The following is a 19454-nucleotide window of genomic DNA, read 5'->3' on the forward strand; positions in this document are numbered from 1 at the left end:
CGGCTGTACTCGGGAAACCGTCCGGCGGCTATGGTCCCGAAGTTTCCGTCTCCGAGGAGGAACTTTCTTATGAGCGACCCGCTGCTGGATGTCCACACCACCACACTTGCTGTCATGAAGCAGTCCCCGCGCCCCTTCGCCAAGTGGGCGTCCGGGGTCGCCGAGGAGGATCACCCGAATATCGACCTGAGTGAGGCGATGTTTGTCGACCGCATCGGGCGGAGTGGGACCGAGGGCGACCCGCTGGTTGCCTTGTGGTCGCGGACGTTGACTGCCTGGGACTTCGCCGAAGCCGCTGCCTGGGCGCAGGGCACGCCCGCGCGCTCCGCCGCCCGCCGCGCCTGCGCGTACGACGTGCTCGGCTTCGATGAGGCGCTGCGTGCCGCGCTCGACGATGCCGTCCCGGTGTCCCCACTGCCTGGCGCTACGGTGATCACGGACGACAGTCGCGGATACGTGCCCTGGTACACCCCCGGGCGTGCCGCCGCCCGTAGCTTCTATTGGAAGGCATACGAAGCGAAGTTGCGTGCCAAGGGCTGGTCCGACAGTGCCATCGCCAGCCTAGATGAGGCCAGCCGTGCGGTCGTCGAGCGCCTCGCCGACCCAGAACATCCCGAGCCGCGCCAGGCCAAGGGCCTCGTCGTGGGCTATGTGCAGTCCGGCAAGACGGCTAACTTCACCGGCGTCGCTGCAAAGGCGATCGACGCTGGTTACCGGTTGGTCATCGTTCTCGGCGGAACCCTCAACATGTTGCGCTCGCAAACCCAGCGCCGCATCGACATGGAGCTGGTCGGCCAGGAGAACATCCTGCGCGACGCTGATCCGCAGGACCTCGACACGCTGGTCGGCATCGACTACGTCGGCGAGGACGGGGAATGGTCCGAGTTCGTCCGACATGGAGGCAGACCCTCACAGTTGGGCGCGTTCGACATCGAACGATTGACGGGACGTGACAACGACTACAAGAGCTTGGATAAGGGCATTGGGACGCTGGAGATCCAGAAGCTCAAACGCAGCCTGCCCCTGTACGACCCGGAGAACCTGCACCGCGCAGCCGCCCGCGTCATGGTGGTGAAGAAGAACAAGGCTGTCCTATCCAAACTGGTCAAGGACCTCAAGCAGGTGCGGAGCGTCCTGGGCGAGCTGCCTACACTGATCATCGACGACGAGTCGGATCAGGCGTCCGTCAACACGAAGGACCCACGCAAATCCGCCTCGAAGGAGGCGATCGAGCGCACCGCCATCAACGGCCTGATCTCGCAACTGCTCGGGCTGCTGCCGCGAGCCCAGTACGTTGGATACACGGCCACGCCATTCGCCAACGTATTCATCGACCCAGGCGACGTGGAGGACCTATTTCCCAGCGATTTCCTGATCTCCCTCCCGCGCCCCGAGGGCTACATGGGCGTCCAGGATTTCCACGACCTGGATTCGGCGTTGCCCGAGTCCGAGCGTACTCCCGCCAACTCCCAGCAGGCGGCTCACGTCCGCAGCATCTGCGACGGTGACGATGACCGGCTGCAGGAGGCCGTCGACGCCTTCGTCCTCACCGGCGCCGTCAAGCTCTATCGCGCCGACCGGGACGTGGACCAGCGTTCGTACCGGCACCACACCATGCTCGTTCACGAGTCCGTGAAGAAGGATGACCACGCTGAACTGCAGTTCCGGGTGAGCGCCCTGTGGAACAACTCCGGCTACAGCTCCGCCCGGGGTCATGCGCGCCTCGCCAAGCTGTGGGAGGACGATATCCGAAAGGTCTCTCTCGCTCGCGCGGCTGACCTGCCGAATCCGAACACTTACGAGGAACTGCGTGAATACGTGAGCCGGGCCTGCCAACTCATCCGGAAGGGCGGCAGCCCGGTCACGGTCGTCAACGGTGATTCCGACAAGTATTTCGAGCAGCTCGACCTGGACTTCGACCGAACTCCGAACGTGTGGAAGATCCTTATCGGTGGAGCCAAGCTATCCCGCGGCTTCACCATCGAGGGCCTGACGGTGTCCTACTACCGCCGCACGACCCTCGCCGCCGACACGCTTATGCAGATGGGCCGCTGGTTCGGTTTCCGCCCTGGTTACCGAGACCTTGTGCGTCTGTACATCAGCCGCGCCGAGCAGCGCACCAAGACGCAGACGGCTGACCTTTACGAGGCGTTCGAGGCCATCTGCCGAGACGAGGAGGCATTCCGCTCTCAGCTCGATCAGTACGCTGAACTCATCGAGGGTCAACCACAGGTGACGCCAGGTCAGGTCCCCCCGCTGATCGCTCAGCATATGCCGTGGCTCCCGCCGACCAGCCGCAACAAGAGGTTCAATGCGGAGCTTGTCGAGATCCGCTCACCCGGCAAGCCTATCGAGCCGGCCGCCTACCCGTCGGACGGAGAGGTGCTGGAGGCCAACGCGAAGAGGTGGGACGCCGTACTGCGCGGATTTACCAGGCAGAAGGTTGAGTTCCGGGCCCCGGCCAGCCCGGCGGGCAACTCTGAGCGTACGTTCAGTGCGCTTACGGCCATGGTCGGCCAGGAAGGACTCATGCGTGTCCTGCGCAGCCTGGAGTGGGGGAATCCGGGTAACTTCCTCCCGAACCTCCGTTACCTGGAGCAGCTGGACGGCACCCTCGCACGGGTGGACGAGTGGCTGGTGATCGCCCCCCAGCTCGTCGACGGAGAGAAGGCCCGGGCTGCTATCAACGGTTCACCTGTCCCTTTCTCCCTTGTCCGCCGTACGCGGCAAGCTGGGAAGAGCGCCTTCGGACGCATCTCCAGCGTCGAACATCTGCGCCTCGCCCAGAACTTGGTGGACTCCGCAGCTGACCCCGCCCTCGCCCTGGAGGGCAACCCTGTACTCGGGCGGCACACTGGCGTCGTCCTGCTCTATCCGGTGGTCGAAGCCCGCGCCGACGCTGAGGTTCACGCTGCGGTTCAGTCCGACGGCTCAGCCGACCTCTCGCGCCTGGTCATGGCCTTCACCGTGGTTGCCCCGAAGTTCGCCAACGACTCCTCGCGCCGCTTGGTCCGCTTCCAGGTCAAGGACTCCCGTCACAAGGACGCCATTGTCGTCAACGCCGAGGAGTAACAGCCTAGGCATGACCCTGCAGGGGCGCCGGTCAGCGCTGTCCGCGCCGTTCATTGACGGCGGTGACGACCTCGGCAGCGCAGAGCACGGCTGGTTGGTGCTCCCAGAAGCGGAGCACCAACCAGCCGGCCTCGGCTAGTCGCGCGTCGGTGTCCCGGTCGCGCTGGACATTGCGGCCGATCTTCTCGCGCCAGTAGCCGGGGTTGGTCCTCGGCGGCACGAAGTGCTCTGGGCAGCCGTGCCAGTAGCAGCCGTCGACAAAGACCGCGACCCGCGTGGGCCGGAACAGCAGGTCTGCGGTGCGGCGCATCCCCGGCAGTGGCTTGGCCGCCACCCGGTAGCGCAGCCCCGCTGCGTGGACAAGCGAGCGCAGGGCCAGTTCCGGGGCGGTATCACGGCTGCGGATGGCCTGCATGTTGCGGCGGCGGGCCGCGGAGGATGCCCAGCTCCCCTCCGGGGCGGTCCAGGCTGTACCTGCTGTTTTGGGGGTACCGGTCACCTGGTCATGATGCAGGATCTCGCTGCGGGTCCGGAAGCCGCGGTGCTTCTTCGACCGGGTCGCCAGGCTGGGCGACGACCCACAGCTCGCCGCCGATCTGGGCACTTGGGCGGTCTGCGTACCGCGGGTGGGCCCGGACGACGCGGTGGGCGACGAACTCACCCTCGTGCGGGACCGGGCCGCCGAGACTGGTAGCAATGGCCTGGTGGACTGGGTAGTCGCCCAGGATGAGGATGCCTTCTGGGCGCAGTCGCGGGCGGGCGCGGCCCGGGCTGCCTTCTCTGACCCTGGCCATGTAGTCGAGCTGCTGGGCAGCGGTCCGCACCACACCGCGGCCGATCCGCTTGCCGTGGACCGAGCGGAACAGTTCGACGACTCTGGCCTGCCCCTGGCGCTTTCCGGGGATGAGGATGCGGTTGCGGGTCTCCTCGTCAAGGTGCAGCAGGACGTTCTCCGGCAGCACCGAGTCCCGCCACAGCCAGACAATCTGGTCCCGGTGCTCGGCCTTGATTGTGAGCTTGAGGTCGCGGTTGGTTCCGCCGTTCAGTATCCCGGGTCGGATGCGTACCAGACCGGCGCTCCAGCGGCTGCGGTAGTCGTCCGCCGACACCACCAGGCACAGGTGCCCCAGGGCCTCCGGCGGGATCATCCAGCTCCCGAATTTCTGGGAGTACTTGCAGTCGACATCGATACCGGCGATCTCGTAGTCCATGTCCTTGCCATCGTCAAAGCGGAACCTGCGCTGGAGGTTGATCTCGACGAGGGTTCCGGCATGGGTCTTCTCGGTCTTGAACAGGTCCTGCCAGTCATAACGGCCGGTGACCTCGCCGTTCAGCAGCTGGTCGATGGTCTCCCGCAGGACGGTCGCGAAGCGTGAGCCATCCGGGTCAAGGAGGATTAGCGCTTTCCGCACGCGTTCCAGTTCCTCATCGACTGGGGCATGGGACACAGGCGGTGAGCTTTCAGCAGTCACGGGGCCTTGCCTTTCATTTGGGTACGGGCCGACTAAGCAGCCGGGAGTGGGTGCGCTGGGGAGCTATCCGCGAGCAGACGGCGTATCGAGGTGGCGCAGCAGTGCCCGCACGTCTGCCGTGTCCAGGCCGGCTCCGGCTGCTGGCTCCTCCTGCAGATCGGCGAGCTGTTGGACGGCCGGGTCGTCCAGGACGCGGCCCATGAACTCCAGCTTCTCCTCCAGCCGCAGCCGTACCACTTCGTCGACGGTGCCGCGCGTGGCCAGGACGGTGACCCGGGTCTCGGTGCCGGGAGCCAGGCCGAGGCGGTGGATCCGGTCCAGACTCTGCAGGTACCGCCCGGCCATGAAATCACGGTCCACATAGACGGCATCGTGGCAGACCTGGTGCAGGCTGATGCCCTCACCCAGGGTGGCCGGGTTTGACAGCAGCACATGGCAGTCCGGATCCTGGCGGAAGCGTCGCAGCTGCTCCTCGCGGTCGGCCGTGCCGCCGTAGATGGTGGCTGGGCCGTAGCCCTGAAGCAGCTTCTCCAGGGTGGTCAGGCTGCGCACGAAGGTCGTCCAGACCAGGGTCTTACGTCCCTGAGCCGCATTGTCAGCGACGATCTTCAGGGTTTCTTGGTACTTCGGTGACAGCTCGTAGCTCGGCAGGTCCTGTAGTAGCTGGTAGAGGGAGTCGCTGGGCGAGGCATGCAGAGGCGGGAGCTGGTACTCCAGGGGTTCGTAGCGGCTGGCGCCCTCCAGCAGCAGGGCCGGGCTGGTTGCGGCCATCAGCAGCCGCAGCATGGCCCGGCCAAGCGCTTCGATGCTGCTACGCGCGCCTTCCGCGCGGGCGGAGAAGTTGCCTTTCAGGGCCTCGTACACCTCGGCGTGGATAGGCGGCATGTCCAGGTAGCGGAGTTTCGGCTCGAATCCGGGCAGCCCCAGTTCTTTCTTGGTGGTGCGGGTGAAAAGCGGGCGCAGCACCGAGCTGGCATAGGCCAGGTCGCCGCCGCCCACTGCCTCGGTGACTACGCGCTTGCCGTGTCCTGGCCAGACGAAGGACAGCAGGTTCTCCAGGTCCCTGGCTCCATTGGGTGCCGGGGTGCCGGTGAGGATCAGCCGCCGGTCAGCCAGCGGTCCCAGCGCCAGGCAGGCGGAACCGTAGGTGCCGCCTGCCCCCAGCTTCATCCGGTGTGCCTCGTCCAGTACCACCATTGAGGGGCTAGCCCGGAGCCAGGAGGCCAGCGCGCCCAGCGACCGGTCCAGCCGCTCGTAGTTGACCACTCGCAGCTCCACCAACGGGTCAGCCTGGCCACCGGGCACCTCGGTGCGCAGCGGTTCGTTGAAGCAGAAGGAGCTCTCGTACTCCCACGACTCGTAGGCGGACTTGGGGCAAACGACCAGCAGCCGCTGGGCCTCGCCGCGCTCGCGCATCGCGGCGTAGACGGCGAGCGCCACACGGGTCTTGCCGGCACCGGGGACACTGAAGTTGGCGCTGTGCCGCAGCGACAGAAGCTGGGCGATGTCCCGCTGCTGGAAGGATGTCAGATCGGCTGTCCATTGCGGGCCGAGGAGCCCGGTGACATCCGCAGGCCCGACCGTGCCAGCAGTGCTGCCAGCCAGGCCGTGGTTCAGACTGCGCTGGACTGTCTCGGCGTCGTCGAGTACTCCGTTGACCAGCGCCATGAGGTCAGCAGCCCAGTTGACACCAGGGTGGGTCCAGGTGCTGAGCTCGCCAAGACCCACCAGAAAGTCGTCGAGATCGATCTCGGCGGCCAGAGGCCCGCGCTGGCCGCCGACCGCGATCCGGGCAGTCAGCTTGGCGAAGTCGGCCTGAAACGCTGGCAGGGTGCGCAGCTCCACGCGGGTGCGCGTCACATCGAAGCCCAGCCGCAGTGAGGTAATTGTGCTGTTTCCGGGGCCGCTCAAGGCTGCGGCTGCTTCACGTCCGCAGCAGCGATCAGCCACGCCAGGCCGTTCCCGGGCAGGTCGATGCTGCGCTGTGCCTCGACTGCGAGCTTGCGCATGACGGTGCGCAACTGGGCAAGGGCGTCGTCAAACGCTCCCTCATCTAGGCTGCCATTGCCCCGGGACATCACCAGGTCGGTGACGGACTGCTCCAGGTCCTTGCAGGCGTCGCCGACTCGGTCGGGGGCGGCTAGGCGCTTCTTGCGTAGCCGAAAATCGCGGCCCGCCGTATCGATGGCCTCGTTGAACGCGTCCCGATATGAGGCGACGACCGCGGCGGCGGCCGCGAACTGTTCTGCGGGTGCCGCGGATTCGCCGGCCGCCTTGACGGCTTCAGCGCGCAGCAGGGTGTCAGTAACTGCACGAGCTGTGGCGACGTCGGCCCCGCCAGCCCTGATGCTGCGGTTCAGGCCGGGGATCGCCACTGCCGCTGCCGCGGCGGGCTCAGCGGGCCTGAGGTTAGCGGGCATGGTCTTGTCGAGATAGCGGCTCTGGAAGTCTGCGTCAATGAACCGGACATCGGTCTTGGCGAAATCCAGCACGATCGCGGCAAGCCGAGCTTCCTTCAGTAGATCAGCCCGTTCCCTGCTCTTAGCTTTCTCCTTCTCGTAGGCACGGTAGAGTTCGGCGAGTTTCTCCTGCGACCGCTCAAGATCCATCAGGCGCAGCGACACCCCGTCGGCAGTGGTGCTGCGCTCGATCAGGTCCCGCAGCTGGGCCAGTACCCACAGGTCACGTATGCAGGACTTCGCGTCGGTGTGGAACGCCGCGGCGATGACCGACAGATCGCGATTGAGCTGGACGTGCTGCTCCTCGATCGCGAGCAGCCGGTTGATGTACGAGTAATCTCGCCGCTGGTCGGGGCGCAGCTGCAGGGAGAGCTCAACATTATTGACGTCCTGCCAGTCACAGGCCGCCGGCAGCACGCCCACCCGGATGCTGCTCACCTTTTTGGTCTCACGCAGGGCCGCGCAGCGGGTGTTTCCGTTGACCAGGATGCCGTCACGGGTGATCAGGCCAGGCTCGTTCTGGCCGTGGGTACTGAGGCTCCTCTGCAGGACCTCGAAATCGGGGTCCCGCCGGTCGGGCTCCGAGGGACGGATCGTCAGTAGGTGCTGCAAATAGTCCTGGCTCTCCGCACTCCAGGGGTCGGCTGAGAGGACGGCGTCACGGCCCGGGTCGAGGCTGCGCTGAGCACGGATGCGGTGCGTCCCGGGGTTGTAGTACAGCGCATCCAGCGGCATGTCGATGACCTCGACGTGCAGTTGGGAGCCGCCACGCCACTCCACGGTCAGGGTCTCGGCGACCCCGCTGTCATCGCGCAGCTCCTTCAGCCGCTGTTCGACCAGCGTGCGGGTGGCCGTGGCGACCGGGGGGACACCGAAGTTCGTGAACATCTCTGGGACTCTCCTTGAGGATGCAGGAAGGCAGTTGCTGCCGAGAGCGGGCGGGCAGGGCGCCTTTCCGAGAACGCCCCGCCCGGGGACGACAGGATCAGTGCTGCTGAAGGGCAGCCCGGACCTCGTCGCGGGCCTCCGCCGGCAGCGTGCGGTACGCCGCCCACAGGCCCTCGGTCTCGCTGAAGCCGCGCGCATCCTGCTCGACCCAGGCCGCCAGCATCTTCTGCTCGTAGGCCGGCAAGCGGCCGATGCGCGACAGGACCTCGCCCAGGTCAGCTGTCAGCTCGCGACCGCCGACTCGGCAGCGGTTGCACTCGATCACCAGCTGCACTCTGGTCTCCCCACTGGGCAGCCGGACCGGGCGGCGGGCGATGTCGAGCTGCGAGGCGATGTAGGTGCCGGCGTACTGCTCGCCCGGGCCGATGCCGCAGGAGCGGCACTTGTGACCGTCCCGCATCATCAGCGCCTGACGCTCGGCGGCCGTGACGGTAACGCCGGCCTTTTTGGTCGCCTTCCCCGGCTCCCACACCGCAGCGCCCTGCCTCACAAAGCGGTGCTCGTGCGAGCCTAGGGCCGGGTCCTCCCGGTTGGTGTCGATGCGCCATTCGAAGTCACGCAGGTCCCGCATCCGGCGGTCGATCTGCGAGGTCTGCGGAAAGGCGTCGCGCAGTTGAGTCTTGGTGAACAGCTCACCGACGCCGACCTCCTGCACCAGCCAAAGCGCTACGCCCTTCATCGTGCCGAGCTTCGGGTCGTTCCAGGACGGCATGGCCATGGGAGAAGTCCACCTCTCAGGTTGAAGAGCGAGACATCACCGGGCAGGACTGCGGACGCCGGAGGCCCGACAGCTGCTGGCCGGTTACAGCACCTAACTCAACAGCAGCGGCTCCCGGATCGGAAGGGTGATCGTGTCCCACCTGCAGAGCCAGTTAGCCCTTAAGCCGAGACAGGAATCTCGCACGCAACTCGCCTGTCAGGCGACACAATGGCCTGATCTTCAACCGGCAACTCCCATGAAGGAGACATGACTTGCCGAGGCTTGGTGACTTCGCCACGCTCGACCCCGCACTTCCCGTCGAACAGCGAGAGCTTGCCGAGGCCGTACGCGGTCTGCTGCTTCGGATCGGGCTCTCTTGCCAGCACACGGGAGAAAGACTGCTGAAGGAAGCAGGGACAGAGGGGTTCCTGAGCAGGCCGGTGTTGTCCGACCTGGCCAACGGCAGGCGCAAGCGCGCCCCCAGGGAGGCACCGCTTCGGGCGCTCCACTCGCTGGCTGCGAACAGCGAGAGAACCCAGGGCATGGTGTGCTCCTGGGAGACGCTGAACCGTCTCCGGGAAGCCCTGTCCCCGTCTCTGCCCGCGGAAGAGGAGCCGGGGAAACCGGTCGCCTGCCCGTTGTGCGGGGCAGCCGCTTCGCTGGAACAGGCACTCTCTGAGAGAGTCAGGCCGGCTGATATCACTGCCTCCACCCCCGCGCGGAGTGTTGTGCCGGTCCCCCGGCCGGAGGGGGACCGGCACAACACAACTCTCCCGGACTTCATCTGGGCGCCTACCGAGGACCTCGCCCTGTACCTCACCGCCGGCAACCTCGAACGCGCCAACGGTCTCATCCGCCACGTCGGCACCGAAGTCCAGCCCAGCGAGACTGCCGACGCCGTGGTGTCTTGCCGTGACGCCGGCCTCCTCGGAGCAGCGGACGCAATCATCAGTTACGCCGGCCGCCGTCCCGAACGGGACGTACTCCACATCCTCCACGCACTCAACCAGCGACAGCGGCGAACTGACGCCGACACCCTGCTTGAGTGCGCGCTCCTTGCCGGCACAGGAACTTTCTGAGCAGAGATGATTCAAGGCTACTAGGAACGTTATGCCGATTCTGTGTCCGGTTTCGTTGATCCAGTCCTGCTGGTAGATCAGGTCGTCAGAGAATGTTGGGCCGGCTGCCAGGGCTGTGGTGACGAAGGCTGTGGTGATGCCACGACGCATGGTGCTCTTGGCCAAACTGGCCCCCTCGTGCTAACAGCGCAGATCCGTAAGCTGCCGGGGATACAGATTTTGAATGGCCCAACGTCCTGGGCCCGCTACTTCCTGAGGCATCGTCAAGCACGGTCGGGATTCATCGACCGCACGCGGCAGGAGTGCTGGATGGGCCGCTACGAGCGCATCCTCGCCACCCAACTCCTCGCACCAGATGGGTGGATTGAGCGTCTTCCTGCCCCACTGACCGGCTGATCCGCCCCTGCCGACCACAGACCATCAGCCGATCGGTTGATGGTGCGGCTCCACCGGACGGTCATCGGCTTCTGGCCGGTCAGGCGATTCGGCGACCCGGGCACCGCGCCGAGACTGGCTGTTGTCGGCGAAGGGCGTCGGCGGGTGGGCTCGGGTGAGCGGGCGGGAGTCGTGGGTGATGTCGGTGCCGGTGATCGAGGTGGAGCGGCTGCGGAAGCAGTACGGGGAGCGGACGGCTGTGGCCGATGTGTCGTTCTCGGTGAACGAGGGTGAGATCTTCGGGATCCTGGGGCCCAACGGGGCCGGGAAGACCACCACGGTGGAGTGCATCGGCGGGCTGCGGCGCGCGGACGGCGGCAGGCTGCGGGTGCTCGGGTTGGATCCGGTCGGGGACCGGTCGCGGGTCGTCGCCGAGCTCGGGGTGCAGCTGCAACACAGTGAGCTGCCGCCCAACCTCAAGGTGGGCGAGGCGCTGCGGCTGTACAGCTCCTTCTACGAACGCCCGGCCGACTGGCGGGAGTTGCTGGAGGTGCTGGGCCTCGGTCCGCAGGCCGGGACCCGGTACGGGAAGCTGTCCGGAGGACAGCAGCAGCGGCTGTCGATCGCGCTGGCGCTAGTCGGCAACCCCCGGGTGGCGATCCTCGACGAGCTGACCACCGGTCTGGACCCGGCCGCGCGACGCGACACCTGGGAACTGATCGAGTCGGTGCGGGACCGGGGCGTGACCATCCTGCTGGTCACCCACTTCATGGCGGAGGCGGAGCGGCTCTGCGACCGGGTGGCGGTGATCGACACCGGACGGGTGGTCGCCCTGGACACGCCCGCTGAGCTGACCGCGCGCCTGGACGTGCAGCAGCGGATCCGCTTCGTGCCGTCCGTCCCGATCGAGGACTCCCTGCTCAGCGAGCTGCCCGAGGTCGAGTCGGTGAGCCGGCGCGGGGACGAGGTGCTCGTGGTCGGCGGTGCCGACGCGCTGGCCGCGGTGGCCGCGCGGCTGGCCCGGCAGGGGGTGCTGGCGCACCGGCTGCGGGTCGAGCAGCCGAGCCTGGACGACGCCTTCCTCGCCATCACCGGGCGGGACGAGGTGGCGGACCCGGGCCCACGTGTCCGACCGCTGCGTCACGACCGCTGACACGAGACATCGAGACATAGAGACACGACCTACGAGACACGACCGTTGACTTCGAGGAGTTTGCCATGACCACCGTCGCATACCCTGCACCCACGCCCGCGCCCGCTCCGGCCGGCGCGATGGCCGTCCGCCGTAGGGCGTTCTGGCTGCTGGCCCGGACCGAGGCGCTGCTGTTCTTCCGCAACGCCGGGTCGGTCGTGTGGACCGCCCTGCTGCCGATCGTCGCCGTGGTGGTGCTGGGCATCGTCCCCGGCACCCGTCACGCCAGCCGGTCCTTCGGCGGGCTCAGCCCGCTGCAGGTATACGTGCCGATCCTGATGATGTACGTGTTCCTGATGGCGGCCGTGAACATGCTTCCGGCGGTGCTCAGCAGCTACCGGGAGAAGGGTGTGCTGCGCCGGCTCTCCACGACGCCGGTGCCGCCCGGCCGTCTGCTCGGCGCCCAGGGGCTGATCTACCTGGGGCTGGGCGTCGTCATCGACGTGGTGATCCTGGTGGTCGCGACGGTCTGCGGGGCGCCGGCGCCGCGACAGTTCGGCGGCTTCGTGGTGTCGCTGCTGCTGGTCGCCGCGGCCACGCTGGGGATCGGGATGCTGATCACCGCCATCGCCAAGACCGAGCGGATCGCCAACGCGCTGGGGCTGGTCACCTTCTTCCCGCTGATGTTCTTCGCCGGGCTGTGGATCCCCAGGGACAAGATGAACGTGCCGCTGCGCACGATCAGCGACTACAGCCCGCTGGGCGCCGGTGTGCGCGCCCTGCAGGCGTCCATCGCCGGGCACTGGCCGCCCACCGCGGCGCTGCTGGTGCTGGCCGGGTACGCGATCGTCTGCGGCTTCGCGGCGTCGCGGATGTTCCGCTGGGAGTGACACCATCGAGACCATGACTGCTGTCCCCGTTCCGGATGCCTGGCAGGCCCGCTCCGATCGCCTGGCCCGGCTGCTGCTCCTGCCGATCCTGGGCGTGGCCACGACGCTGGCCGTGCTGGGCCCCTCGGACGGGGGCGGTCCGTCGCTCACCTCGGCCCACGGTCTGACCGGTACGGTCGCCGTCGCCGTGGCCGCCTGCTGGTCGGCGGCGCTGATCCGCTACCCGGTCACCGGGGTGCCGGGCAACGTACGGGCCGTGGTCTTCTGCGTGCACATCCTGCTGAGCGGAGTCCTGGTCTGGGCGAACCCCTGGTTCGGGGTGTTCGCCTTCAGCTGCTACTTCTTCGCCGACGAGCTGGAGCCGGATCGTCGCAAGGCCGCGTTCGTCCTGGTCGCCGCGGTGCTCTCGGCCTCGCAGACCAACGGCTATCCGGTGGCCTGGGACCTGCACACCGTGATCTACCTGGTGATGGTGGCCTTCAACGTCACAGCGGTCCTGTTCATGGTCGGCCTGCTCAACCGGGTGCTGGAGCAGAACACCGAGCGGGGCCGGATGATCGACGACCTGGGCGAGGCCAACCGCCGGTTGCAGGAGTCGATGGCCGAGAACGCCGGTCTGCACGCCCAACTCCTGGTCCAGGCGCGCGAAGCGGGCATCGTCGAGGAACGGCAGCGGCTGGCGGGCGAGATCCACGACACCCTGGCGCAGGGACTGACCGGCATCATCACCCAACTGGAGGCCGCCCGGCGGGCGCGCCACGACGAGCCGGAGTGGAACCGCCACCTGGACCTGGCGGACTCGCTGGCCCGGGCCAATCTCACCGAGGCCCGCCGGTCGGTACGGGCGCTGCGTCCGGAGCAGTTGGAGCGGGCCACGCTGCCGGAGGCCATCGAGGCCCTCGCCCGGAGCTGGTCCGAGCAGTCGGCCATCGCCGCCGAGGTGGAGACCACCGGGATCCCGGCTCCGATGGGCACGGACGTGGAGGCGGCGCTGTTCCGGGTCGCGCAGGAGGCACTGGCGAACGTCGGCAAGCACGCCCGGGCCACCCAGGTGCATCTGACCCTCAGTTATCTTGACGACATGCTGCTGCTCGACGTCGCCGACGACGGGGTGGGATTCACACCCGCCGACGAAACCGCCCCCGCCGGCGAAGCCGGTCGCTCCGCCGACGAAGGCGGTCCCTCCGGCGCCGAAGCCGGCTCCTCCGGCGACTCCCACCGCTCCGGCGGCTACGGTCTGCCCGGGATGCGGCGCCGGCTGGAACGCCTCTCGGGCAACCTCAACGTGGAGTCCACCCCCGGCTACGGCACCACCGTCAACGCCGCCGTCCCGGTCCGCGACCCGGCGCTGGGGGCGGTCCGATGAGCCCGATCCGGTTGCTGATCGTGGACGACCACCCGGTCATGCGCGACGGCCTGCGCGGGGTCTTCGCCGGCGACGACGGGTTCGAGGTCGTCGGCGAGGCGGGGGACGGGGCGGAGGCGGTGCGGCAGGCGCAGCGGACCGACATCGGCGTCGACGTCATCCTGATGGACCTGCGGATGCCCGGCACCGGCGGCGTCGAGGCCATCACCCGGCTGCGCGAACTGCGGCATCCCGCCCGGGTGCTGGTGCTGACCACCTTCGACACCGACCGTGACGTGCTGCCCGCGATCGAGGCCGGGGCCACCGGCTACCTGCTCAAGGACGCACCGCGGGAGGAGCTGATCCGCGCGGTGCGGGCGGCCAACGCGGGCCAGTCGGTGCTCGCTCCGGCCATCGCGGGGGCCCTGATGGGTCGGCTCGGGGTGCGCGAGGCGGGCAGTCTCAGCCCGCGCGAACTGGAGGTGCTCCGCAGGGTCGCGGCGGGTGCCACCAACCAGGCGGTCGCCCGTGAACTGCACGTCAGCGAGGCCACCATCAAGACCCATCTGATGCACCTCTACACCAAGCTCGGGGTGCGGGACCGCGCAGCGGCGGTGGCCGCGGCGTACGAGCGTGGGCTGCTCGGGCGGGACTGAGCCGCGGGGCTTCCGGAGCGGTTCCGGGGCGGATCCGGGGCGGATCCGGAGCGGTTCCCTAGCGGTTGCAGGGCGGAACCGGGGCGCTTGCGGAAGGTTCGTGCCGGCGGCGGTGAGCTGATCGGCCGTCCGTGATCGATTGACCCGGCGGTCGGCGGTTCCCCACGTCCTGACAGCAGGTATAACTACGGCATGAACAGGAAGCCGCCGTCCAATGGTTCGGTCACGCTCGAGGACGTGGCCCGGGTCGCAGGCGTGTCCCGGGCCACGGTTTCGCGTGTCATCAACGGCAGCACCACCGTGGACCCCGCCATGCGCCGGCTGGTCGAGGACGCCGTGGCCGCCACCGACTACGTCCCCAACCGGGCAGCCCGCTCCCTGGTCACCCGGCGCACCGACTCGATCGCCCTGGTCGTCTCCGAGGCCGAGCAGCGCAACGTCGCCGACCCGTTCCTCGGCCGGATGTTCACCGACCCCTTCTTCGGCCGGATGGTCACCGGCGTCATGGAGGTCATCCGGCCGCGCGGCGTGCAACTGGTGCTGATGCTGGTGGACGACGCCGACTCCCGTACCCACCTGGTCAGCTATCTGCGCCAGGGGCACGTGGACGGTGTGGTGCTGATCTCGGGTCATGCGGCGGACCCGCTGCCCGGGCTGCTCGCCGACGCCGCCGTTCCGGCGGTGCTGTCCGGCCGACCGGGGCAGCCCACTCCGATCAGCTTCGTCGAGGCCGACCAGCGCGCCGGTACGGTGCTCGGGGTCGAGCACCTGGTCGCCACCGGCCGCCGCAGGATCGCCACGCTCACCGGCCCGCTGGACATGCCGTCCGCCCAGGAGCGGCTGGCCGGCTTCCGGCAGGCGATGGCCGCGCACGGCCTGGCGGAGGCCGGGGTGGTCGAGGGCGACTTCACCCAGGCCGGCGGCGCCGCGGCGATGCGGCTGCTGCTGGAACAGGCCCCCGACCTGGACGCGGTCTTCATCGCCTCCGACCTGATGGCCCTGGGCGCGGTTCCGGTCCTCAACCGGGCCGGCCGCAGGATCCCCGAGGACGTCGCGCTGGTCGGCTTCGACGACAGCAGCGCGGCGCTGGCCTGCGACCCGCAGCTCACCACGGTCCGGCAGCCGCTGGAGGAGATGGCGTCCCGGATGGCGCAGTTGCTGCTGCAGCAGATCGCGGAACCGGAGGAGTCGCTGCAGTCGGTGGTGTTCCAGCCGACGCTGGTGATCCGCGGGTCGGCGTAGCCCTACTCCCGCCGGAGTAGTCGAAGTGCCGCTCCGGCTACGACGCGCGGGTGCGGCCGGAGCGGCAGGGTGGGCACATGTCCGCCGAGACCTCCGACCACACCGCGTCGAGCATCCCTTCCGCAGCGACGCCTCCCGCACCGACCCGGGCCGCCGTTGCCGCGCCGCCGCTGTTCCGGTTGTCGCGGCGCGGGCGGCGGCTGTGGGTGCTGCTGCACGTGGTGACGTCCGTCGGGTGGCTGGGGCTGGACCTGGGGGTGCTGGCCCTGGGGGTGACGGGGCGTTGGTTCACGCCCGGGGACGGGGAGTTGGGGGTGTACCGGGCGATCGACCTGCTCGGCTACGCGGTGGTGCTGCCGGTCGCGCTGGTCGCGGGCGTGTCCGGGGTGGTGCTGTCGCTGGGGACGTACTGGGGGCTGCTGCGGTACCGCTGGGTGGTGATCAAGCTGGTGCTGACACTGGTGGCCCTGGTCGCTACGGTGTTCGCGCTGCTGCCGCTGATGGACCGGGCCGTGGCGAACTGCCTGGCCGGTGGTGGGCCCGGTGGGGCCGGGAACAGCCTGGTCGCGGCGCCGATCGTGGCCGGGGCGCTCTACACCACGGCGACGGCGCTCTCGGTCTACAAGCCGAGGGGCTCACGCAGGCGGGCGTCGATGCCCTAGTTTCTGGCCATGGATATGTTCGGCAAGATCGACATTCGGACCACGGACCAGCGGCTGGCGGACATCGAGGCCAAGCTCGACTCGATCATCGCCCATCTGGGGATCGGCGCGGCGGCGGCGCAGGCGACGCCGACGGGACCGGCGGCACCGGTGGACGCGGCGCCGGTTGCGTACGACGCCACCGATCCGCGCGGGATGCCCGAGGTGATGGCATTCCTCCGGCAGGACAAGCTGATCCAGGCCATCAAGGCGTACCGGGAGATCACCCACGTGGGGCTGCTGGAGGCGAAGCAGGCGGTGGAGCAGGTGGCCCGGGCGGAGCCGGGGGAACGGGGAGGCGGGAGCCGCTGGCGTCGGTGAGGTCGGGGTTCCGGCGTTCTTCGGCTGCGGGCCGCGAGAGGTTGGTCGCGCACGCTTTTCAGCAAGCAGAGCCCCGCGCCCCTATGGGGCTGCAAGTTGCCCACTGTGCGGAACCATCAGGGGCGCGGGGAACTGCGCGACCAACCAGGCAGACGCCGCAGTCGAAAGGGGAACCTAGTCCGCGGTGGCGATCAGGGTCTCCAGTTTCACGTCCGGGTTGCTGCGGACGAAGCTGTTCATCTGCCACTTGTCGCCGAACAGGGCCAGCAGCACGTCGTCGGAGCGGCGGGTCAGTGCCTCGCCGGTGACCAGGCGGCTGCGGCCGAGGACGGCGGCGCCCTCCGCGTCGGTGACCCGGGCGATGTTGTAGGGCAGGTAGTCCAGCGCGATGGGGGACGAGAACTCGTGCTCCATCCGGTGCAGCACGACGTCGAACTGCATCGGGCCGACAGCGGCCAGTACCGGCGCCTGGTCACCGCGGCGGTCGGAGACCAGGACCTGCACCACGCCCTCCTCGTCCAGCTGCGAGATGCCCTTGCGGAACTGCTTGGAGCGGCTGATGTCCTTGGGGCGGGCCACCGCGAAGTGCTCCGGGGCGAACGCCGGCAGCGGCGGGAACTCGGCCTTCTTGCCCGCGTAGAGGGTGTCGCCGACGCGCAGCGCCGTGGCGTTGATCAGGCCGACCACGTCGCCGGGGTAGGAGGTGTCGACGACGGTGCGCTCCGCGCCGAAGACGGTGTGGGCGTACTTGGTGGCGAAGGATCGGCCGCTCGCGGCGCGGGTGACCGACATGCCGCGCTCGAAGACCCCGGAGCAGACCCGGACGAAGGCGATGCGGTCGCGGTGGGCCGGGTCCATGTTCGCCTGGATCTTGAAGACCAGGCCGGAGAAGTCGGACTCCACCGGGCGGGAGCCGGTGGTCGCCAGCGGGCGCGGGCCGGGGGCCGGGGCCAGGTCGACCACGGCGTCCAGCAGCAGGCCGACGCCGATGTTGGTGAGCGCGGCGCCGAAGAACACCGGGGTGATCCTTCCGGCCCGGAACTCCTCCTCGTCCCAGCCGGGGCCGGAGGAGAGGACGAGCTCCATCTCCTCCAGGGCGGTCTGCCAGACCTCGCCCTCCTGCTCAGCGGCCTGATCGGCCGTCAGCTTCTCCTCCTCGGCCTTGTGGGTGCCGCCGGGGACGCGGGTGAAGCGGCGCATCTGCTCCGGGTTGCTCGCCTCGACCAGCCCGCGCAGGTTGCCGGCGTTGCCGACCGGCCAGACCACCGGCACCGGGGTGATCTCCAGGACGTTCTGGATGTCGTCCAGCAGTTCCAGCGACTCGCGGCCGCGGCGGTCCCACTTGTTGATGAAGGTGATCACCGGGACGCCGCGGTGGCGGCAGACCGAGAACAGCTTGCGGGTCTGCTCCTCCAGGCCCTTGGCCGCGTCCACCAGCATGATCGCGCAGTCGACGGCGGAGAGGACGCGGTAGGTGTCCTCGGAGAAGTCGGCGTGGCCGGGGGTGTCGACCAGGTTCATCACATGGTCGCGGTGCCCGAACTGGAGCGCGGCGGAGGTGACCGAGATCCCGCGCTCCTTCTCCAGCTCCATCCAGTCCGAGGTGACGCCCTTGCGCCCGCTCTTGCCGTGGACGGCACCGGCCGAGGTGATCGCCTGCGCGTGCAGGGCAAGGGCCTCGGTGAGGGTGGACTTACCGGCGTCGGGGTGGCTGATCACGGCGAAGGTTCGCCGCCGCGAGGCTTCCTGGAGGACCTGGGTCGCGCTGGCGGGCTGGTCGGAGCTCACGGTGATTTCCTCGGTCCTGAAGCATGCGGGGGAACAAACCACCTTAACGAGGAAGTGCCCACCGAGTCGAACCACAACAGTGGCGCAGGGCTCTGCTTGATGAAAAGCATGCGCTGCCGACCATGCACCTCCGTAGAGGGTTGGCAGCGCATGCTTTTCATCAAGCAGAGCCCCGCGCCCCTAAAAGACTAGAAGACCACCAGCGAGCGCCCGCCGCGCCCCGCGGCCATCCGTTCGAACGCGGCCGGGATCTCGTCCAGGGTGATCCGGTCGGTGATCAGGGCGTCCAGGTCGAGCCGTCCGGCTCGGACGTGTTCGGCGAGGACCGGGATGTCCTTGACCGGGTCGCTGTTGCCGTAGACGCACGCGGTGAGCGTGCGGGCGAAGTGGAAGACCTCCAGGGCCGAGAAGGAGACCAGGTCGTCCTTGCCGCCGATGCCGACGACCGTCACCCGTCCGCCCTTGCGGGTGGAGGACCAGGCCGCGCGGATGGTCGTGCTGCGGCCCACGCACTCGAAGGCGTGGTCCGCGCCGTTGCCGCCGGTGAGCCTCCGTACGGCCTTGGGGGTCTGCTCGTCGGCGAGCAGGAACTCGGTGGCGCCGTGCAGCCGGGCCAGTTCCTCCTTCTCCGGGCTGACGTCCACCGCGATGATCGGCGACGCGCCCGCGATCCGGGCCGCCTGGAGCACGGCCAGGCCGACCCCGCCGAGGCCGAACACGACCACGGACTCGCCGTCGCGCACCCGCGCCGCGTTGTGGATCGCGCCGTAGCCGGTGAGCACGGCGCAGCCGAGCAGCGCGGCCGAGGTCAGCGGGACGCCCTCGGGCAGCGGGATGATCGCGTTCTCGTTGACGATCGTCTCCTCGGCGAAGGCGGCGACGCCCAGGCCGGGGTAGAGGCCGGTGCCGTCGGGCAGGGCGGCGTAGGTCTCGACCGAGGCGGCGTACTGGTTCTCGCAGAGCCAGGGCTCGCCGATGGTGCAGAGGTGGCAGCTGCCGCAGGCGGGGGCCCAGTTGAGCACGACCGGGTCGCCGGGACGGACCGAGTCCACGCCCTCGCCGACGGAGACCACTGTGCCCGCGCCCTCGTGGCCGAGGACCACCGGGGTCTTGGCCCTGAGCACGCCGTTGGCCAGTGAGAGGTCGGAGTGGCAGACGCCGGCGGCGGCCAGCTTGACCCGGACCCGGCCGGGGCCGGGCTCGGGGAGCTCGATCTCGGTGAGTTCGAGCGGGGCTCCCACAGCGGGGAGCAGGGCGGCGCGGACCATGGCACG

General features: G+C 68.8%; 16 protein-coding genes. 9 read left to right on the top strand and 7 right to left on the bottom strand.

What is annotated here, in order from left to right; all coding sequences use genetic code 11:
• Positions 1-69 precede the first annotated feature (69 nt).
• A complete protein-coding gene (locus tag IF29_RS0107405; RefSeq protein WP_030251267.1) occupies positions 70-3072 on the top strand; it encodes a Z1 domain-containing protein in 3003 nt (1000 codons plus the stop codon).
• Positions 3073-3103: 31 nt separating this feature from the next.
• Here the strand turns inward: IF29_RS0107405 and IF29_RS0107410 are convergent, their stop codons facing one another.
• The 5 genes from IF29_RS0107410 to IF29_RS0107430 form a co-directional block, all read right to left on the bottom strand.
• The gene (locus tag IF29_RS0107410) at positions 3104-3571 is read right to left on the bottom strand and encodes a very short patch repair endonuclease (protein WP_084713680.1); all 468 of its coding nucleotides are present in this window, start codon (positions 3569-3571) and stop codon (positions 3104-3106) included.
• Between the two features lie 4 nt (positions 3572-3575).
• The gene (locus IF29_RS0107415) at positions 3576-4544 is read right to left on the bottom strand and encodes a NaeI family type II restriction endonuclease (RefSeq protein WP_051724981.1); all 969 of its coding nucleotides are present in this window, start codon (positions 4542-4544) and stop codon (positions 3576-3578) included.
• Positions 4545-4607: 63 nt separating this feature from the next.
• Positions 4608-6212: a DEAD/DEAH box helicase gene (locus tag IF29_RS0107420; RefSeq protein ID WP_232242061.1), complete on the bottom strand. Its 1605-nt coding sequence runs from the start codon at positions 6210-6212 to the stop codon at positions 4608-4610.
• A 239-nt stretch (positions 6213-6451) separates the two neighbouring features.
• Positions 6452-7891 carry a hypothetical protein gene (locus IF29_RS0107425; protein ID WP_030251276.1) on the bottom strand — a complete coding sequence of 480 codons (1440 nt, stop codon included), beginning with the start codon at positions 7889-7891 and terminating at the stop codon, positions 6452-6454.
• A 97-nt stretch (positions 7892-7988) separates the two neighbouring features.
• Positions 7989-8669 carry a hypothetical protein gene (locus IF29_RS0107430; RefSeq protein ID WP_030251278.1) on the bottom strand — a complete coding sequence of 227 codons (681 nt, stop codon included), beginning with the start codon at positions 8667-8669 and terminating at the stop codon, positions 7989-7991.
• 254 nt (positions 8670-8923) lie between these two features.
• Between IF29_RS0107430 and IF29_RS0107435 the strand changes: the two genes are divergently transcribed.
• From IF29_RS0107435 to IF29_RS0107470, 8 genes are all read left to right on the top strand, one after another.
• Positions 8924-9730, top strand: coding sequence for a hypothetical protein (locus tag IF29_RS0107435; RefSeq protein WP_030251279.1), 807 nt, complete (start codon positions 8924-8926; stop codon positions 9728-9730).
• A 580-nt stretch (positions 9731-10310) separates the two neighbouring features.
• The gene (locus IF29_RS0107440; RefSeq protein WP_051725020.1) at positions 10311-11258 is read left to right on the top strand and encodes an ABC transporter ATP-binding protein; all 948 of its coding nucleotides are present in this window, start codon (positions 10311-10313) and stop codon (positions 11256-11258) included.
• A 65-nt stretch (positions 11259-11323) separates the two neighbouring features.
• Positions 11324-12127 carry an ABC transporter permease gene (locus IF29_RS0107445; protein WP_051724982.1) on the top strand — a complete coding sequence of 268 codons (804 nt, stop codon included), beginning with the start codon at positions 11324-11326 and terminating at the stop codon, positions 12125-12127.
• Positions 12128-12140: 13 nt separating this feature from the next.
• Entirely contained in the window at positions 12141-13493 is a 1353-nt protein-coding gene (locus IF29_RS0107450) for a sensor histidine kinase (protein WP_030251286.1), read from the top strand.
• The gene (locus tag IF29_RS0107455) at positions 13490-14128 is read left to right on the top strand and encodes a response regulator (protein WP_030251288.1); all 639 of its coding nucleotides are present in this window, start codon (positions 13490-13492) and stop codon (positions 14126-14128) included. Before IF29_RS0107450 ends, IF29_RS0107455 begins: the two co-directional genes overlap by 4 nt.
• Positions 14129-14320: 192 nt before the next feature.
• Entirely contained in the window at positions 14321-15370 is a 1050-nt protein-coding gene (locus IF29_RS0107460; protein WP_030251292.1) for a LacI family DNA-binding transcriptional regulator, read from the top strand.
• 77 nt (positions 15371-15447) lie between these two features.
• Positions 15448-16032, top strand: a complete 585-nt coding sequence (locus tag IF29_RS0107465) for a hypothetical protein (protein ID WP_051724983.1) — start codon at positions 15448-15450, stop codon at positions 16030-16032.
• Between the two features lie 9 nt (positions 16033-16041).
• Positions 16042-16392 (top strand): ribosomal protein L7/L12, encoded by a 351-nt coding sequence (locus IF29_RS0107470; protein ID WP_084713682.1) that lies wholly within the window; start codon positions 16042-16044, stop codon positions 16390-16392.
• Between the two features lie 174 nt (positions 16393-16566).
• Here the strand turns inward: IF29_RS0107470 and IF29_RS0107475 are convergent, their stop codons facing one another.
• Entirely contained in the window at positions 16567-18180 is a 1614-nt protein-coding gene (locus tag IF29_RS0107475) for a peptide chain release factor 3 (RefSeq protein WP_030251301.1), read from the bottom strand.
• Between the two features lie 188 nt (positions 18181-18368).
• Positions 18369-19448 (bottom strand): Zn-dependent alcohol dehydrogenase, encoded by a 1080-nt coding sequence (locus IF29_RS0107480; protein WP_030251304.1) that lies wholly within the window; start codon positions 19446-19448, stop codon positions 18369-18371.
• Positions 19449-19454: the final 6 nt, after the last annotated feature.

This window comes from Streptacidiphilus jeojiense (assembly GCF_000719095.1).
GTDB lineage: Bacteria > Actinomycetota > Actinomycetes > Streptomycetales > Streptomycetaceae > Streptacidiphilus > Streptacidiphilus jeojiensis.

Coding starts and splice junctions, on each gene's coding strand:
- IF29_RS0107445 (WP_051724982.1), top strand. CDS start 11,324: ATGACCACCGTCGCATACCCTGCACCCACGCCCGCGCCCGCTCCGGCC.
- IF29_RS0107455 (WP_030251288.1), top strand. CDS start 13,490: ATGAGCCCGATCCGGTTGCTGATCGTGGACGACCACCCGGTCATGCGC.
- IF29_RS0107450 (WP_030251286.1), top strand. CDS start 12,141: ATGACTGCTGTCCCCGTTCCGGATGCCTGGCAGGCCCGCTCCGATCGC.
- IF29_RS0107405 (WP_030251267.1), top strand. CDS start 70: ATGAGCGACCCGCTGCTGGATGTCCACACCACCACACTTGCTGTCATG.
- IF29_RS0107430 (WP_030251278.1), bottom strand. CDS start 8,669: ATGGCCATGCCGTCCTGGAACGACCCGAAGCTCGGCACGATGAAGGGC.
- IF29_RS0107420 (WP_232242061.1), bottom strand. CDS start 6,212: ATGGCGCTGGTCAACGGAGTACTCGACGACGCCGAGACAGTCCAGCGC.
- IF29_RS0107465 (WP_051724983.1), top strand. CDS start 15,448: ATGTCCGCCGAGACCTCCGACCACACCGCGTCGAGCATCCCTTCCGCA.
- IF29_RS0107480 (WP_030251304.1), bottom strand. CDS start 19,448: ATGGTCCGCGCCGCCCTGCTCCCCGCTGTGGGAGCCCCGCTCGAACTC.
- IF29_RS0107470 (WP_084713682.1), top strand. CDS start 16,042: ATGGATATGTTCGGCAAGATCGACATTCGGACCACGGACCAGCGGCTG.
- IF29_RS0107460 (WP_030251292.1), top strand. CDS start 14,321: ATGAACAGGAAGCCGCCGTCCAATGGTTCGGTCACGCTCGAGGACGTG.
- IF29_RS0107425 (WP_030251276.1), bottom strand. CDS start 7,891: ATGTTCACGAACTTCGGTGTCCCCCCGGTCGCCACGGCCACCCGCACG.